Below are 15,979 nucleotides of genomic sequence, written 5' to 3' on the forward strand. Positions count from 1 at the left end.
TGATCCCTCAGTCTGATACGCTGGAGTAATGCATGACTGAAAAAGTAAAAGCCGTACAAGGGCAGAAACTCCGTGGTGCTGACAAGGTTGCCCGTATCCCGATCAAGGTGATCCCAACCGAAGAAATGCCACGCAAGCCAGACTGGATTCGTGTTCGTATTCCTGCCACGCCAAAGATCGCCGAGATCAAGGAAAAGCTGCGCAAACACAAGCTGCATACCGTTTGTGAAGAAGCCAGCTGCCCTAATCTGGGTGAGTGTTTTGGTGGTGGTACCGCGACCTTTATGATCATGGGTGACATTTGTACCCGTCGTTGTCCGTTCTGTGACGTTGGCCACGGCCGTCCAAATCCGCTGGATCAAGATGAACCGGAAAACCTCGCCGTGGCGATTGCCGACATGGGTCTGAAGTACGTGGTTATTACTTCGGTGGATCGCGATGACCTGCGTGACGGTGGTGCCCAGCACTTTGCTGACTGTATTGCCAAAACTCGCGAGCACAGTCCGAAAATCCAGATTGAAGTACTGGTGCCGGATTTCCGGGGTCGGATGGAGATTGCACTGGATGTTCTTGAGCAAACGCCACCGGACGTTTTCAACCACAACCTGGAAACCGTGCCAAGCCTGTACAAGAAAAGCCGCCCGGGCTCTGACTACGAATGGTCTCTGGAGTTGCTGAAGCAGTACAAGGCCCGTCGCCCGGATGTGGTTACCAAGTCTGGCCTGATGCTGGGTCTGGGTGAAACCAACGAAGAAGTGATTGAAGTGATGAAGGACATGCGTGCTCATAACATCGATCACATTACGCTGGGTCAGTACCTGCAGCCAAGCCGTGATCACCTGCCGGTAGATCGTTTTGTGACACCGGAAGAGTTCAAGGAGCTGGGTGATATTGCCAGGGAAATGGGCTTCAGTCGTGTGACCAGTGGTCCTATGGTTCGTTCTTCCTACCACGCGGATGCCCAGGCAGCCGGTGAAGAAGTGACGGGTGTTTGGCAAGGTCACAACAAGAACTGATTGTTCGGTTAATGATGTTGCTGAATATAGAGTCGTCGAGTTAAACGTCGACCAATAAAAAACGGGCATTAGCCCGTTTTTTATTGCCTGCTTGAAAGTCAGGCGTTGGCTGCTGTTTTCAGCATGCAGTAGAGCTGGTCTTTCAGGCTGATCCGATTCAGCTTCAGCTGTTCAAGAACTTCGTCCGAGCCGGCTTGTTTTTGCTCTTCGATCAGATGAACTTCCTTATCAATCAGGTTGTACTCCTCCATCAGTTTGGCAAAGTGACGATCATTCACTTTCAGTTCACTGATTTGGTCATTGAATTCTGGAAAATCATGATGCAGATCGTGCGGTTCAATGCTCATTAAGCGCCTCCTGTTGATTCACCCTCAGACTAGCTCTGACCATAGCAGTGTCGTTTGATTCAGATCAGTTTTGATTGGCCCTGGATAGCATTGACGACAGACCGGCTTATTTTGTCATAGCCTTGTTCATCGCCTGGGCGATCCATTGTTTCAGTTGTGGGGCAGGTAAAGCTCCGGCGAGGCGATCAACTTCCTTGCCTTGATGAAACAGAATCAGAGTCGGGATGCTGCGAATGCCATAACGCTGGCTGGTCATTTGTGCGCGTTCGGTATCAACCTTGGCGAAGCGTAGCTGGTGCTGCAGCTCGCCACAGACTTCCTTGAAAATCGGCGCCATCATTTTGCAGGGACCGCACCATTCGGCCCAGTAGTCGACCAGTACGGGCAAATCGTTCTTGTCGATAAAACGCTGGAAGTCGCTGTCGCTCAGGTCAACCGGCTTGCCGTTGAACAGCGCCTGCTTGCATTTGCCGCATTGGCCGGACAGTTGTTGCTTGTCTGTAGGGATGCGGTTAATGGCTCCGCAGGATGGGCAGGTGTAGTGCATGGTGGTTGCTCCAGAATATGGCTTCTGGAGCATATAGTTGGGGCGTATCGGGTAATTTCAAGCTATTGCAATGGCTGGGTTAGCAGCAGGAACTCATCTCGGTCTATTTCCCCGGCAATACGTAATTGGCTTATTTCCTTGCCCTGCTCAAAAAACAGCACGGTTGGAGGGCCGAATACCGCGTGGCTTTGCAAAAAGCGGACGTGTTCTTCGGTGTTGGCTGTCAAATCCAGTTGCAGCCAGCGGACGTTCTTCAGTTGCTGCTGAACATCGCTGTTGGAAAATATTTCCTCGTCCATGACCTTGCAGCTGATGCACCAGTCAGCATAGAAATCCAGCATGACCGGCTGGCTGCTGGTGCTGATGATTTGCTGGATCTCAGCGACGGAAGTGGTTTTGGAAAATGGCGCTGCGTGTGTGTTGTCGAGGCTGGTCTGGTCGCCGGTCCAGTTATTGGCGAGTGGCTGCAGTGGATCGCCGTTACCCTGCAGTGCTCCCCAGACAGCCGCTGTGCCGTAGATCAGCAACAACAGAGCGATGCCGCGTAGCAAACGGGGTGTTGCTGAATTCAGGGCTCCCAATACGACGCCGTAAATCAGTGCCAGAGCGCCCCATAGGGCGAGGCTAGCGGGCGCCGGAATAATACGGTTGATCAACCAGATGGCGACGGCCAGTAGCATCACGCCAAAAAATACCTTCGCTTGTTCCATCCAGGCGCCGGCCTTTGGTAATACTGAACCACCAGTGGTGCCGAGGATAATCAGCGGAGTGCCCATGCCTAAACCGAGTGCCAACAAGGCGGCACCGCCCATCAATACGTCGCCGGTGGTGCTGAGATAAACCAGTGCGCCAGCCAGCGGGGCGGATACGCAAGGTGAAACGACCAGCGCAGACAACACGCCAATCACAAACACGCTGACGATATGTCCGCCGCTCTGTTTCTGGCTGATGCTATTGAGGCGGTTACGCAGTGCGGCGGGCAGTTGCAGCTCGTAGAGGCCAAACATGGCCAGTGCCATGGCAATAAAGAAAATCGCAAACAGGATCAGCACCCAGGGGGTTTGCATCCAGGCCTGGATGTTGGCGCCGGCACCGAGCAGTCCCATCAAGACACCTGCGGCAGCGTAGGTGATGGCCATACCGAGCACGTAGGTGGTCGACAGCAGGAAGCCGCGACTGGTGCTGATCTGGCGGTTCTGGCCCATTACCACCGAGGTCATGATAGGAATCATCGGCAATACGCAGGGGGTGAAGGTCAGTCCAAGTCCGAGCAGAAAAAACAGCCCGACGGTTGAAAGCAGTGAGCCGGAGAACCAGTCGCTGGTCGCTGCAGGTGCTGGGCTGATTGCTTCGATGGGTGTGGTTGAGGTTGGCTGCCGGGTTGCAGCCGCTGCGGCATTTTTTTGTGCAGCATCAATATCAGCCTGGCTGATTTCCAGCGTGACCCTTTGTGGCGGGTAACAGAGTCCGGCGTCGGCACAGCCTTGATAGTTCAGTACCACCGGGCCGGGTTGCAGTTGCTCCAGTGGAAATAGCACTTCCAGTGGGCCGTAATAGGCGATGATATCGCCAAAGGCTTCATCAAACTTGGCTTTGCCTTCAATCGAATAATTGACCGGGTTGATCTGCTGGTCATTTTGTTTGAGGAAGATGCGGTGCTGATAGAGGTAATAACCGGGTGCGCTTTGCCAGTTAGCGACCAGCAGGCCGCCGTCGATCGTGGTATCGAGTGGGAAGGCCTGTTCAACCGGCAGGAACTCGGGTTCCTTGTCGAACAGGCCTGCGTTGGCGGAGGCGAAGCCGATTAACAGCGTCCATGCAAACAACCAGTGAATCCAGAGACGCATCAAGGTACCTCTAATCAGGCTTTCGTTAATCGGCGATTTAGTTGGTGCGGCTTACGGCAATGCGAGCCAGTGCGCGCAGGGCTTCTTTGGCGTCGGAGTCGGGCAGAAGTTCCAGCTGCTGCTCGGCCAGCTTGACACAGTCATTGGCCCGTTGGCGGGTGTATTCCATCGAGCCGGTTGAGCGAACCACGGCCATCACTTCGTCCATGATGTCGAGGCCGCCCTTGCGGATGGCCTGACGCACCAGTTTGCGGCCTTCTTCATCGGCATTGGCCATGGCGTGAATCAGTGGCAGGGTTGGTTTGCCTTCGGCGAGGTCGTCACCAATGTTCTTGCCCAGTTCGGCGGCGTCGCCTTCATAATCAAGCACGTCATCGATCAGCTGGAAGGCCAGACCCAGTTCACGACCGTAAATGCGCAGGGCTTCCTTGATATCCGCTGGAGCGTCCTGCAATGAAGCAGCCCCGTGAGTGGAGGCTTCAAACAGCTGGGCAGTTTTGCCCTTGATGACGTCGAAATATTGTTCTTCGGTAATGTTGGGGTTTTTGACGTTGGTCAGCTGCAATACTTCGCCTTCGGCAATCACACAGGTGGTGCCGGACAAAATGTGCATGACTTCCAGGTTGCCGAGCTCTACCAGCATCTGGAACGAACGGCTGTAAAGGAAGTCGCCGACCAATACTGACGGCGCATTACCCCATTTGGCGTTGGAGGTGGGTTTGCCACGGCGCATGTCGGAGGTATCGACGACATCATCGTGCAGCAGGGTGGCGGTGTGCAGGAATTCAATAATTGCGGCCAGCTTGACGGCGCCGTCGCCGCACTCGCCCAGTGCTTTTGAGGCCAACAGCACCAGCAGGGGTCGAATACGCTTGCCACCGCTGTTAACGATGTAGTCGGCAATTTTTTCAACCAGAGGCACGCGTGAAGCCAGCTGTTCGTTGATCAGCTGGTCGACAGCCTGAAAGTCGCTGGCGACACCTTGCAGGACATCCTTGAGTGTCATGGATGGTGTCAGATTGTCAGCTGTATTGGTCTGTGCAGGCATTCTTGTCATTCCCCCGGAAGATGCCGCAAATGCTAGGGAGAGGGGGCATAACTGTCAAGGAACAAGGCTGTTATACTGTGTTGCAAGTCGCGATCTGCTGGGGTATAGTCTCGCGCCCCGAATTTGTGCTCCCTGTCATATGGTAACCAGAGTGTTCCCAGTAGAAGCAGGTCGTTACCAGAAGCATTCTCTGTCAACAAAGCAGCCTTTTCGGAACTGATCGGGGTTGAAATCGTCCCCCGGTAATTCGAACATGCGGAGAATACTATGTACGCAGTAGTGGTAACTGGCGGTAAGCAATACCGTGTAGAAGAAGGCCAGACTCTGAAAGTTGAAAAACTGGAGAAGGCAACTGGTGAAGCCGTTGAACTGGAAAAAGTTCTGCTGATCGGCAATGGCGACGACGTTAAAATCGGTACTCCGGTTGTTGAAGGCGCTAAAGTGACTGCAGAAGTTGTTGCTCACGGTCGTCACAAGAAAGTGAAGATTATGAAGTTCAAGCGTCGTAAGCACCACATGAAGCAGATGGGTCACCGTCAGTGGTTCACTGAACTGAAGATCACCAGCATCGCTGGCTAATTCAATTCTTTAAAGATTAATCTACAAGGGATCCGGTTTTTAAAACGCCCCGGGGCGGCCAGAACCCTTTGAAGAGGAGCTATTCCCATGGCACACAAAAAAGCGGTAGGTTCTACTCGTAACGGTCGTGATTCCGAAAGCAAACGCCTTGGCGTCAAGCTGTACGGCGGCCAGGTTGCTAAAGCAGGCGCTATCATCATTCGTCAGCGTGGTACTGCTACTCACGCTGGTCAGAACGTACGCGTTGGTCGTGACCACACTCTGTTCGCCACCGTTGAAGGTGTTGTGAAGTTTGAGGTTAAAGGTCCTAACAACCGTAAGACCGTTAGCGTTATTCCTGCGTAAGCTGACTTTTTTCAGTCAGTAGACGCCGTTATTTCAAAAAATAACGACAAAGCGCCCTGGCTGCTCGCAGTTGGGGCGTTTTTGTTTGTTTTCAGGGGTTATAAATGAAGTTCGTTGACGAAGCACGAATCTCTGTTGAAGCGGGAAAAGGCGGCAATGGCTGTTGTAGCTTTCGTCGCGAAAAGTTCATCCCGAAAGGTGGTCCGGATGGTGGTGATGGTGGTGATGGTGGTTCGGTTTATGTTCAAACCGACGAGAACATCAACACGCTGATCGACTACCGTTACACCCGTCGTTATCGCGCCGAAAATGGCCAGAACGGCTCCAGTCGTGACTGTACCGGTTCCAAGGGTGCTGACACGGTTCTGGTTGTGCCGGTTGGCACCACGGTACTGGATGAAGATACCGGTGAAACATTGGGTGACCTGACGGAAGTTGGTCAAAGCCTGATGGTGGCACGCGGTGGCTTCCATGGTCTGGGTAACACCCGTTATAAGTCCAGTACCAATCAGGCGCCACGTCAGACCAAGCCAGGTCAGATGGGCGAATCCCGTAACCTAAAGCTGGAACTGAAAGTACTGGCTGATGTCGGTTTGCTGGGGTTGCCGAACGCCGGTAAGTCGACTTTTATCCGGGCGGTATCCGCAGCCAAGCCAAAAGTGGCTGACTATCCGTTCACTACCCTGGTGCCAAATCTGGGTGTGGTGTCGATTGAACAGCATCGGTCGTTTGTGGTGGCTGATATTCCGGGGCTGATTCCGGGGGCATCTGAAGGCGCTGGTCTGGGGGTGCGTTTCCTCAAGCACCTGGTGCGAACTCACCTGTTGCTGCACGTGGTTGATATGGCTCCGCTGGATGACGCGGATCCAGCTGATTGTGTGACTGCCATTGCCGACGAGCTGGAGCAATTCTCGCCGGGTCTGGCTGAGCGTGATCGCTGGTTGGTGTTGAACAAGCTGGATCTGTTGCCTGAAGACGAGCGTGAAGCGGCCTGTGAGGCGATTATCGAAAAGCTGGGCTGGGAAGGTCCGGTGTATCGGGTGTCGGCGTTGAACCGCGAAGGTACCTTCAAGCTCAGCTGCGACATCATGGAATATATCGAAGCACGTCGCCGTCGGGCTCTGGAAGATGAAGACTTCGCCCAGCAGTTGGTGGATGAGCGCGAACGGGTTGAAGAAGAAGCTCGCGAGAAAATCGAAGAGCTGGAACAAATCCGTCGTGCCGAGCGCGCTGCCGCTCGTCGTGCTGAGTTTGACGACGACGATGACGACGACCATGGTGTTGAAGTTATCTACTTACGAGAGTAGTTTCACTAACTTCCGTTAGAAATCAAGCGCCGGGTATATCCCGGCGTGTTCTGTTTTAAACAGCCAGTTGTAAGGCTCTTTGGGATTCACCGATCCATGACATCAGAAGTCGATCTATACCGCGAAAACAGACAGCGTTTTGCCGCCAAGAAGCGCTGGGTTATCAAGATTGGCAGTGCCTTGCTGACGAATGACGGCAAGGGCTTGAATCGCGAGGGAATGCAGTCATGGGTTGACCAGATGGCTGAGCTTCAGCGTCTGGGTCACGAAGTTATTCTGGTGTCATCCGGCTCGATTGCCGAGGGTATGACCCGGCTGGGTTGGCATAATCGGCCAGATGAAGTGCATCAATTGCAGGCTGCGGCGGCGGTTGGTCAGATGGGACTGATTCAGGCTTATGAAACCGCTTTTCGCCAGCACCAGCGCACCACGGCGCAGGTGTTGCTGACTCATGATGATCTTTCCAATCGTACTCGCTACCTTAATGCCCGCGGCACCCTGCGAGCATTGATGAAATATGGTGTCGTGCCAATTGTTAATGAGAACGACACGGTTGTGACGGATGAAATCTGTTTTGGCGACAACGACACTCTGGGTGCTCTGGTTGCCAATCTGGTGGAAGCCGACATGCTGGTGATTCTGACTGATCAGGATGGCTTGTTTACCGCAGATCCGCGTAACAATCCGGATGCCAGATTGGTGCTGGAAGGTCGCGCCTCGGATCCCCAATTTGCTGAAATGGCTGGTGGTGGTGGCCGGTTGGGTCGCGGTGGCATGGTGACCAAGGTGCGGGCTGCCTCTGTAGCGTCCCGTTCTGGCGCTGATACGGTTATCGTTGGCGGCCGTCTCGACAACGTTTTGCTGCGTCTGCGCGAGGCAGAGCTGATTGGTACGCTGTTGATTGCTGATCGTGAGCCGGAAGCTGCCCGTAAGCAGTGGATTGCCGGTCACCTCAAGGTGCGCGGCCAGTTGATTCTGGATGACGGTGCTGTGCGGGCCTTGCGTGTTGGTCATCGCAGTCTGTTGCCGATTGGTGTTGTTGAGGCCAACGGCCGGTTTGAACGCGGTGAAGTGGTTGCCTGTCTGGATACTTCTGGTCGTTTGGTGGCAAAGGGGTTGGTGAACTATTCCCGTACCGAAGCCGTCAAAATTCTTCGCACGCCGTCTTCCGGTCTGGAGGCGGCGCTTGGCTTTGTGCCTGAGCCTGAGATGATCCATCGCGACAATCTGGTGGTTTTTTAAACAGTTTCAAACGCAGGCTTGACAGCTTGTGGTGGTGCGGGAATCCTAGCGCCACAAATTCAAATACATCTTGGGGATTATGATGATCGAATCGGTAAAGGTTGGCTCTCTCGAAGTCAGCAATGACAAGCCATTTACCCTGTTTGGTGGGATGAACGTGCTGGAGAGCCGTGATCTTGCCATGAAAATCTGCGAGCACTATGTGGAAGTGACCAGCAAGCTGGGTATTCCTTATGTGTTCAAGGCGTCATTCGACAAGGCCAACCGTTCGTCTATTAATTCCTATCGTGGTCCTGGCATGGAAGAGGGTCTGAAGATCTTTGAAGAGATCAAAAAGACGTTCAATGTGCCACTGATCACCGATGTTCATGAACCGTATCAGGCAGCTCCGGTTGCTGAAATCGTTGATGTCATTCAGTTGCCGGCGTTCCTGGCGCGTCAAACGGATCTGGTCGTGGCAATGGCCAAAACTGGTGCCGCAATCAACGTCAAGAAGCCTCAGTTCCTGGCGCCGCATGAAATGCGTCATATCATCAAGAAGTTTGCCGAAGCCGGTAACGAGCGTGTGATGCTGTGTGAGCGTGGTTCCAGCTTTGGTTATAACAACCTGGTGGTCGACATGCTGGGTATGGACGACATGAAAGTGATGGCACCTGTAGTATTTGATGCCACGCACGCACTGCAGCGTCCTGGTGGTCGTACCGATTCCGCGGGTGGCCGTCGTCAGCAAGCCTTTGAACTGGCTCGTTCTGGCATGGCGCTGGGCCTGGGTGGTTTGTTTATCGAAGCGCATCCAAACCCGGATGAAGCCAAGTGTGATGGCCCATGTGCGCTGCCACTGGACAAGCTGGAGCCGTATCTGGCTCAGATGAAAGCGGTTGATGATCTGGTCAAGTCATTTGACAGAGTTGTGATCGACTGATTTTGGTCAGGTGAATTTATCCGGGGGCTGCTGGTTAAATAAGCGGCCAACGTGCTTGACACATTAGTAAAGGGTCTGGATAATCTCGGCCCTATTTCTCGGGTGGCTTGCATGTTCAGGTCCCTAAAATTAAGACGAACCCAATTTTGAGGAGCCGACTGTGGCAAATTCTGCTGGTTCTCGTAAACGCGCCCGTCAGGCAATCAAGCGTCGTGCTCGTACTGTAGCTCTGCGTTCCATGGTGCGCACTTACATCAAGAAAGTTAACGCTGCTGTAGTAACAGGCGAATACGATCAGGCGCAAGCTGCGTTCACCAAGGCTCAGCCTTACATCGACAAGATGGTAAACAAGGGTATCCTGCACAAGAACACTGCTGCACGTACCAAGAGCCGTCTGAACGCCAAGGTTGTGTCTCTGAAAGGTTAATCCTTTCGGAAACAGCAAAAAGCCCGCACAATGCGGGCTTTTTTGTGTCTGTCTGTTGGCCATAGCTGTCATCAGCCAGTAATCATCCGCATCCGTACCCACGGCTGACAGGGAATTTAAGGCCAGAGCCCATGAGCGCAGAGAAGCAGAATGCCACTCCGGCAACCGCCGGCAAGTCTTCCAACAGTCTGTTGAAGTCATCTTCCATCGTCAGTGTGTTTACGCTGTTGAGCCGGGTTTTGGGATTGGTGCGCGACGTTATTGTGGCGCAGTACTTTGGCGCCAGGGTCGATCCCTTTTTGGTGGCGTTCAAAATTCCCAATTTTTTTCGGCGGCTGTTTGCAGAAGGGGCTTTTTCGGTCGCTTTTGTACCGGTATTGAGTGAATACCGCACTCAGCGCAGTCTGGCCGATGTGCAGTTACTGGTGTCGCGGGTGTCTGGCACTCTGGGGATGGCGGTGCTTGGGGTGACTGTGGTTGCTCTGTTGTTTTCCGATTATTTGCCCTGGCTGTTTGCGCCAGGTTTTGCCAAGCAGCCGGAAAAGTTCGCCATGACAGGTGAGCTGTTGCGAATCACCTTTCCCTATCTGTTTTTTATCACCATGACGGCCCTAGCGGCCGGTATCCTGAATAGTTATGGTCGCTTTGCGGTGCCAGCTTTTACGCCGGTACTGCTGAATCTGGTTTTGATCGCCACCACTATCTTTGCCACGGATCTGTTTGAGGAGCCGTTGTTTGCATTGGCCTGGGGGGTATTCTTTGCTGGTCTGATTCAGTTGCTGTTCCAGTTGCCATTTCTGGCGCGCTTGCAGTTGTTGGTGCGGCCGACAGTAACTCGGGGGGATGAAGGCGTTATCCGGATTGTGACTCTGATGGTGCCAGCGCTGTTTGGGGTGTCAGTCAGTCAGATCAACCTGCTGTTGGACACCATGCTGGCGTCGTTTCTGGAAAGTGGCAGTGTCAGCTGGCTGTATTACGCCGACCGTCTCAATAACTTGCCGCTGGGGATTTTTGCCATCGCCATTGGGGTGGTGATCCTGCCAGCGCTGTCCAGCAAGCATGCCGCGAAAGAAGCCGATGCGTTTGCCAGAACCATCGATTGGGCCATTCGGATGGTGCTGTTGCTGGCTTTACCAGCAGCGCTGGCGTTGGCGCTGTTGGCTCGCCCCTTGATGGCGACGATCTTTTTTCATGGCGAAATGACCGCTTATGACGTTGGCCAGATGAGTACGGCGCTGCAGGCGTATGCCGCTGGTTTGTTGGCCTTTATGCTGATCAAGGTGCTGGCGCCTGGTTATTACGCCCGGCAGGATACCAAGACGCCGGTGCGCATCGGTATTCAGGCGATGGTGGTTAACATGGTGATGAACCTGGCGCTGGTGTTTTCGCTGGCGCACGTGGGGTTGGCGCTGGCAACCAGTTTGTCGTCTTACTTTAATGCGCTGATGTTGTATCTGGGGCTGCGTAAAAGTGAAGTTTACGTTCCGCAGCCGGGCTGGTGGCGTTTCCTGCTGAAGCTGGTAGCTGCCAATCTGGTTATGGGGGCGGTGGTGGTGTGGCTGGCTGGCGATGTGGCCCAGTGGCTGACGATGTCCAGTCATCAGCGTATTGGCCAGATGTCCGCCGTGGTGCTGGCGGGCGTGGTGGCTTATATCGGCACGCTGCTGGCGGTGGGGTTGCGGCCTCGTCATTTACGTGGTGCGCTGTTTGACTAGTCTGACAGTGGTGGATTCAAGGCGCTATCAGTGTTGCAAGCCAATCAATCCGTTCCGGATGGGCTATTTGGCTGTAACCTGAGCAGCGCCTTGGCTATAATCCGCCCCCTTGGTTGCAGCGAATCAGCCAGGAAGTATTTGAGCCAGAAGTATTTAAGGATCTGACCCGACGATGCGTTTATTGCGCGGCCTTCACAACATTCCCGATGATTTTCCCGGTTGCGCGGCAACGATCGGCAATTTTGATGGCCTGCATCTGGGGCATCAGGCGATTTTGCAGGCTCTGCACCGGGTCGCGGACTCCCATCAGTTGCCAACGCTGGTGATGATTTTTGAGCCGCAACCGAAAGAATTTTTTGCCATCGACAAGGCGCCAGCTCGGTTGGCCAACCTGCGTGAAAAGCTGATCGATCTTGATGCTGATCACGTCGACTATGTGCTGTGCCTGCCGTTTAATCAGGCATTGCGGTCGATGTCGGCGGCGGATTTTATCCAGCAGGTACTGGTGCAAACACTCGGCGTTCGCCACCTGATTGTGGGCGATGACTTCCGTTTTGGCTGTGACCGCAGTGGTGATTATCAGGCGCTGGCTGCTGCCGGACAGCAATTCGGTTTTGATGTCGAAGACTCATCCACCTATCTGGTCGCTGGCCAACGGGTAAGTAGTACCCGGGTACGATCAGAGCTGCAGGCCAATAATCTGGCGGAAGTCGAGAAGCTGCTCGGTCACAAGTACCGGATGTCCGGGCGGGTTGGTTATGGTCGCCAGTTAGGCCGCACCATTGACACACCGACGGCCAACGTAATGCTGAAGCGCCATCTGCTACCGCTGCAAGGGGTGTTTGCCGTTGAGGTGCTGGATGAAAACACTGGCCAGCGCTTTGAAGGTGTTGCCAATGTTGGCAACAAGCCCAGTATCACCGAGGTGCCAGAGCCTTCTCTGGAAGTTCACCTGTTTGATTTTACAGGCAACCTGTACGGTCATCATCTGACCGTGACCTTTTGCCACAAGATTCGCGACGAAAAGAAATTCAATGGTCTGGATGAACTCAAGCAGGCCATTGCATGCGACAAGAATACTGCAAGACGGTACTTTGCCGATTTGCCCAACTCACTCCGCAGTGCCGCCGCCGTTACTTCCAGTGAAGAACAGCTGGATGGCACTGACTAAACGTTATCCGAAGTGACGACCCGATATGAACGATAAAGTGGAAAGCCAATACAAAACCACCCTGAATTTGCCGGATACCGATTTCCCGATGCGCGGCAATCTGTCCAATCGTGAGCCTGAAATGCTGGCTCGCTGGGAGGAAATGGGGCTCTACCAGAAAATTCGTGAGGCCCGTGCCGGTCGCAACAAGTTCGTATTGCACGATGGCCCTCCATACGCCAACGGCAAAATTCACATCGGTCACGCGGTTAACAAGATTCTCAAGGATATGATCGTCAAGTCCCGCACCATGGCGGGTTTTGATGCGCCTTACGTGCCGGGCTGGGACTGTCATGGTCTGCCAATCGAGCTGAAGGTCGAGGAAAAGGTCGGCAAGGCCGGTGACAAGGTCACGGCTTCGGAATTCCGTACCCACTGTCGTGAATACGCTGCCGAGCAGGTTGCCGGACAGAAGGAAGACTTCAAGCGTCTGATGGTGTTTGGTGACTGGGAAAACCCCTACCTGACCATGAACTTCAAAACCGAAGCGGACATCATCCGGACGCTGGGCAAGATCATCGACAAGGGCCACCTGCACAAGGGCTTCAAGCCGGTTAACTGGTGTCCTGACTGTGGTTCTGCGCTGGCTGAAGCTGAAGTGGAATATCAGGACAAGAAGTCGATTGCCATCGACGTCAAGTTTGCTTTCCCGGATACCCCGGCACTGCTGGCGGCCTTTGGTGCTGACGCGGCGCTGGAAGGCAAAACGGCTTCCATCGTCATCTGGACCACCACGCCATGGACACTGCCTGCCAACGAAGCGGTTTCCGTGCATCCAACGCTGGAGTACTCGCTGGTACTGTTGCAAGAGCAGGGTGAAATGCTGGTACTGGCGGCGGATCTGGTGGCTGAAGCGATGCAACGTTATGGCATCGAAGCATCTGCTTATGAAGTGGTTGCTACCGCCAAAGGTGCTGCTTTTGGCTGGACCGCTGAACAAAAGGCAGCTGGCAAGGGCGCACCGTTCGCTGTTCGCCATCCATTTATGCCCGGCAAGGATTCCGTTGAAAAACTGGTTCCAATCATTACCGGCGATCACGTTACCGCTGATTCCGGTACCGGTTCTGTACATACTGCGCCAATGCACGGCGCCGACGACTATAACGTCTGCCAGCTGTTTGGTGTGGTGGCTGAACAAATGCTGGTCGATAGCGCGGGCAACTTTATTGCCACGCCGGCGCTGGAAGCGCTGGAACTGACCGGCCTCAGTACCGCCGACAAGGGTAACTTCCGCGCTCTGGGTATTCTGGCTGAGAAAGGCGCACTGCTGAAAAAAGCCAATATTACCCACAGCTACCCGCACTGCTGGCGCCACAAGACCCCGATTATCTTCCGTGCGACACCGCAGTGGTTTATTGCCATGAACCAGAATGGCTTGCTGGATCAGGCGATGCACGAAGTGCAGAACACGGTCGAATGGCGTCCGAGCTGGGGTAAGGCCCGTATCGAAAGCATGATGACCAATCGTCCGGACTGGTGTATCTCCCGTCAGCGTACCTGGGGGGTGCCGATCGCACTGTTCGTTCACAAGGACAGCAGTGAACTGCACCCGCGGTCTGCTGAGCTGATCGAGCAGGTGGCGCTGAAGGTCGAACAAACCGGTATTGATGCCTGGTTTGATCTGCAAGCGGCTGAACTGTTGGGCGATGAGGCTGCAGATTACGTCAAGGTTACTGATACGCTGGACGTCTGGTTTGACTCCGGTGTGACCCACACCGCCGTGTGTCAGGCTCGTGAAGAACTGACTTTCCCGGCGGATATGTACCTGGAAGGCTCAGACCAGCACCGCGGCTGGTTCCAGAGCTCGTTGCTGACCAGTACTGCTGCTTATGGCCATGCGCCATACAAAACTGTGCTGACTCACGGCTTCACCGTCGATGGTCAGGGTCGCAAGATGTCCAAATCACTGGGCAACACCATTGAGCCACAGAAAGTGCTTAACAGTCTGGGTGGTGACATCCTGCGCTGGTGGGTAGCTGACACCGATTACAGTGGCGAGATGACGGTTTCTGACGAGATTCTCAAGCGTAACGCTGACGCCTACCGCCGGGTACGTAACACCTGTCGTTTTCTGCTGGCCAACATCAATGGCTTTGACCCCAAAACCGATCTGGTTGATGGCGAACAACTGCTGCCTCTGGATGCCTGGATGGTGGACTACACCAGGGCGCTGCAGGAAAAAGTGATCGCGTTCTACATGGATTATGACTTCAAGGGCCTGACCAAGACCCTGATGAACTTCTGTGTATCCGAGCTGGGCGGTTTCTATCTGGACGTCATCAAGGATCGCCAGTACACCTGTAAAGCCGATGGCCTGCCACGTCGTAGCGCCCAGACTGCCTTGTTTCACGTACTGGAAGCCATGGCCCGCTGGATTGCACCGGTACTGTCGTTCACTGCTGAAGAGATCTGGGACAACCTGCCTGGTGAGCGCGAAGACTCCGTGTTCCTGGCAGAGTGGTACACCAGCTTCCCGGCCCTGGCCGAAACCGGCTTTGATAACGCGTACTGGCAGCAGATTCTGAAAGCCAAGGAAGCCGTTAACGGCCAGTTGGAAAAAGCCCGTAGCGACAAAACCATTGGTGCCAGCCTGAGTGCCGAAGTGGTGCTGTACGCTGATGCTGAACTGAAAGCAGCGCTGGACAAGCTGGGCAATGAACTGCGGTTTGTGCTGATGACCTCAGCTGCGACCGTGGAAGCGTTCGACGAGTCGCTGGGCACTGCAACTGAACTGGCTGGCCTGCGTGTTGCTGTGGTTGTTTCCGAGCAAGAAAAGTGCGAACGCTGCTGGCATCACAGTGACAGCGTTGGAACCAATCCACAGCATCCGACTCTTTGTCAGCGTTGTGTTGATAACGTAGAAGGAGAGGGCGAAGTCCGCCTGTACGCCTGATGGCCAAGTTAAAAACAACCGCCCTGTGTTGGTGGTGGATTGCGTTGCTGGTGTTTGTGGTGGATATCGCCACCAAACAGATTGCAGAAAACCTGTTGTCTTACGGCAACCCGGTTTTCCTGCTGCCAGTGCTGGACTTTACCCTGCTGTATAACCGTGGGGCTGCGTTCAGCATGCTGGCGGATCAGGCGGGCTGGCAACGCTGGTTTTTTACCCTGATTTCGCTGGTGGTGAGTATTGCCTTGCTGGTGTGGATGAGCCGTTTGCCAAAACGGTCTGTCTGGCTTGGCATCGCTCTTGCTCTGATTTTGGGAGGAGCACTGGGTAATCTGTTTGACCGGATTGTGTTTGGCCACGTGATCGATTTTATATCGGTGCATTGGAATAACGCGTATTTCCCGGCTTTTAACATTGCCGATTCAGCGATTACGGTTGGTGCTCTGATGATGGCGGTGGATGTGATTCGCGACAGTTTTGCGTCGGATGCATCCGCCACCAAACCAGATAGCAACCACTAATAACCCGATAACAAGA

At 54.2% G+C, this 15,979-nt stretch carries 15 protein-coding genes; 11 read left to right on the top strand and 4 right to left on the bottom strand.

The annotated features are described in order from the left end of the window. Positions 1-32: 32 nt before the first annotated feature. Positions 33-1,016: a lipoyl synthase gene (gene lipA / locus K6123_RS17565; RefSeq protein WP_221800130.1), complete on the top strand. Its 984-nt coding sequence runs from the start codon at positions 33-35 to the stop codon at positions 1,014-1,016. A 98-nt stretch (positions 1,017-1,114) separates the two neighbouring features. On the opposite strand, the gene K6123_RS17570 is transcribed toward lipA, so the two are convergent. The 4 genes from K6123_RS17570 to K6123_RS17585 all read right to left on the bottom strand — a co-directional run bounded on the left by K6123_RS17570 (position 1,115) and on the right by K6123_RS17585 (position 4,805). Beyond that, complete coding sequence (locus K6123_RS17570) at positions 1,115-1,363, bottom strand: HP1242/YdcH family protein (RefSeq protein ID WP_221800132.1); 249 nt, start codon at positions 1,361-1,363, stop codon at positions 1,115-1,117. Between the two features lie 106 nt (positions 1,364-1,469). After that, the gene (gene trxC / locus K6123_RS17575) at positions 1,470-1,910 is read right to left on the bottom strand and encodes a thioredoxin TrxC (RefSeq protein WP_221800134.1); all 441 of its coding nucleotides are present in this window, start codon (positions 1,908-1,910) and stop codon (positions 1,470-1,472) included. 62 nt (positions 1,911-1,972) lie between these two features. Next, a complete protein-coding gene (gene dsbD / locus K6123_RS17580) occupies positions 1,973-3,757 on the bottom strand; it encodes a protein-disulfide reductase DsbD (protein WP_221800136.1) in 1,785 nt (594 codons plus the stop codon). 37 nt (positions 3,758-3,794) lie between these two features. Next, a complete protein-coding gene (locus K6123_RS17585) occupies positions 3,795-4,805 on the bottom strand; it encodes a polyprenyl synthetase family protein (protein WP_425517713.1) in 1,011 nt (336 codons plus the stop codon). A 267-nt stretch (positions 4,806-5,072) separates the two neighbouring features. Here K6123_RS17585 and rplU point away from each other — a divergent pair, with 267 nt between their 5' ends. From rplU to lspA, 10 genes are all read left to right on the top strand, one after another. Beyond that, a complete protein-coding gene (gene rplU, locus K6123_RS17590) occupies positions 5,073-5,384 on the top strand; it encodes a 50S ribosomal protein L21 (RefSeq protein WP_221800138.1) in 312 nt (103 codons plus the stop codon). A gap of 87 nt (positions 5,385-5,471) precedes the next feature. Then, positions 5,472-5,729, top strand: coding sequence for a 50S ribosomal protein L27 (rpmA, locus tag K6123_RS17595; protein WP_221800140.1), 258 nt, complete (start codon positions 5,472-5,474; stop codon positions 5,727-5,729). A gap of 104 nt (positions 5,730-5,833) precedes the next feature. Further along, positions 5,834-7,036, top strand: a complete 1,203-nt coding sequence (gene cgtA / locus K6123_RS17600; RefSeq protein WP_221800142.1) for an Obg family GTPase CgtA — start codon at positions 5,834-5,836, stop codon at positions 7,034-7,036. A 96-nt stretch (positions 7,037-7,132) separates the two neighbouring features. After that, positions 7,133-8,278, top strand: coding sequence for a glutamate 5-kinase (proB, locus tag K6123_RS17605; RefSeq protein ID WP_221800144.1), 1,146 nt, complete (start codon positions 7,133-7,135; stop codon positions 8,276-8,278). 82 nt (positions 8,279-8,360) lie between these two features. Next, a complete protein-coding gene (gene kdsA, locus K6123_RS17610) occupies positions 8,361-9,200 on the top strand; it encodes a 3-deoxy-8-phosphooctulonate synthase (RefSeq protein WP_425517714.1) in 840 nt (279 codons plus the stop codon). Between the two features lie 160 nt (positions 9,201-9,360). After that, positions 9,361-9,627 carry a 30S ribosomal protein S20 gene (rpsT, locus tag K6123_RS17615; RefSeq protein ID WP_221800148.1) on the top strand — a complete coding sequence of 89 codons (267 nt, stop codon included), beginning with the start codon at positions 9,361-9,363 and terminating at the stop codon, positions 9,625-9,627. Between the two features lie 131 nt (positions 9,628-9,758). Further along, positions 9,759-11,342 (top strand): murein biosynthesis integral membrane protein MurJ, encoded by a 1,584-nt coding sequence (murJ, locus tag K6123_RS17620; protein WP_221800149.1) that lies wholly within the window; start codon positions 9,759-9,761, stop codon positions 11,340-11,342. Between the two features lie 172 nt (positions 11,343-11,514). Then, the gene (gene ribF / locus K6123_RS17625; RefSeq protein ID WP_221800152.1) at positions 11,515-12,513 is read left to right on the top strand and encodes a bifunctional riboflavin kinase/FAD synthetase; all 999 of its coding nucleotides are present in this window, start codon (positions 11,515-11,517) and stop codon (positions 12,511-12,513) included. A 25-nt stretch (positions 12,514-12,538) separates the two neighbouring features. After that, a complete protein-coding gene (gene ileS, locus K6123_RS17630; protein WP_221800153.1) occupies positions 12,539-15,445 on the top strand; it encodes an isoleucine--tRNA ligase in 2,907 nt (968 codons plus the stop codon). Further along, positions 15,445-15,963: a signal peptidase II gene (lspA, locus tag K6123_RS17635; protein ID WP_221800155.1), complete on the top strand. Its 519-nt coding sequence runs from the start codon at positions 15,445-15,447 to the stop codon at positions 15,961-15,963. Before ileS ends, lspA begins: the two co-directional genes overlap by 1 nt. Positions 15,964-15,979 lie beyond the last annotated feature (16 nt).

Origin of the sequence: Oceanobacter mangrovi (genome assembly GCF_019740315.1) — a bacterium.
Taxonomy (GTDB): domain Bacteria; phylum Pseudomonadota; class Gammaproteobacteria; order Pseudomonadales; family Oceanobacteraceae; genus Oceanobacter; species Oceanobacter mangrovi.

Bases quoted from the DNA above. Each gene is read 5' to 3' on its own strand.
- lipA (WP_221800130.1), top strand. From the start codon at position 33: ATGACTGAAAAAGTAAAAGCCGTACAAGGGCAGAAACTCCGTGGTGCT.
- K6123_RS17570 (WP_221800132.1), bottom strand. From the start codon at position 1,363: ATGAGCATTGAACCGCACGATCTGCATCATGATTTTCCAGAATTCAAT.
- trxC (WP_221800134.1), bottom strand. From the start codon at position 1,910: ATGCACTACACCTGCCCATCCTGCGGAGCCATTAACCGCATCCCTACA.
- dsbD (WP_221800136.1), bottom strand. From the start codon at position 3,757: ATGCGTCTCTGGATTCACTGGTTGTTTGCATGGACGCTGTTAATCGGC.
- K6123_RS17585 (WP_425517713.1), bottom strand. From the start codon at position 4,805: ATGCCTGCACAGACCAATACAGCTGACAATCTGACACCATCCATGACA.
- rplU (WP_221800138.1), top strand. From the start codon at position 5,073: ATGTACGCAGTAGTGGTAACTGGCGGTAAGCAATACCGTGTAGAAGAA.
- rpmA (WP_221800140.1), top strand. From the start codon at position 5,472: ATGGCACACAAAAAAGCGGTAGGTTCTACTCGTAACGGTCGTGATTCC.
- cgtA (WP_221800142.1), top strand. From the start codon at position 5,834: ATGAAGTTCGTTGACGAAGCACGAATCTCTGTTGAAGCGGGAAAAGGC.
- proB (WP_221800144.1), top strand. From the start codon at position 7,133: ATGACATCAGAAGTCGATCTATACCGCGAAAACAGACAGCGTTTTGCC.
- kdsA (WP_425517714.1), top strand. From the start codon at position 8,361: ATGATCGAATCGGTAAAGGTTGGCTCTCTCGAAGTCAGCAATGACAAG.
- murJ (WP_221800149.1), top strand. From the start codon at position 9,759: ATGAGCGCAGAGAAGCAGAATGCCACTCCGGCAACCGCCGGCAAGTCT.
- ribF (WP_221800152.1), top strand. From the start codon at position 11,515: ATGCGTTTATTGCGCGGCCTTCACAACATTCCCGATGATTTTCCCGGT.
- ileS (WP_221800153.1), top strand. From the start codon at position 12,539: ATGAACGATAAAGTGGAAAGCCAATACAAAACCACCCTGAATTTGCCG.
- lspA (WP_221800155.1), top strand. From the start codon at position 15,445: ATGGCCAAGTTAAAAACAACCGCCCTGTGTTGGTGGTGGATTGCGTTG.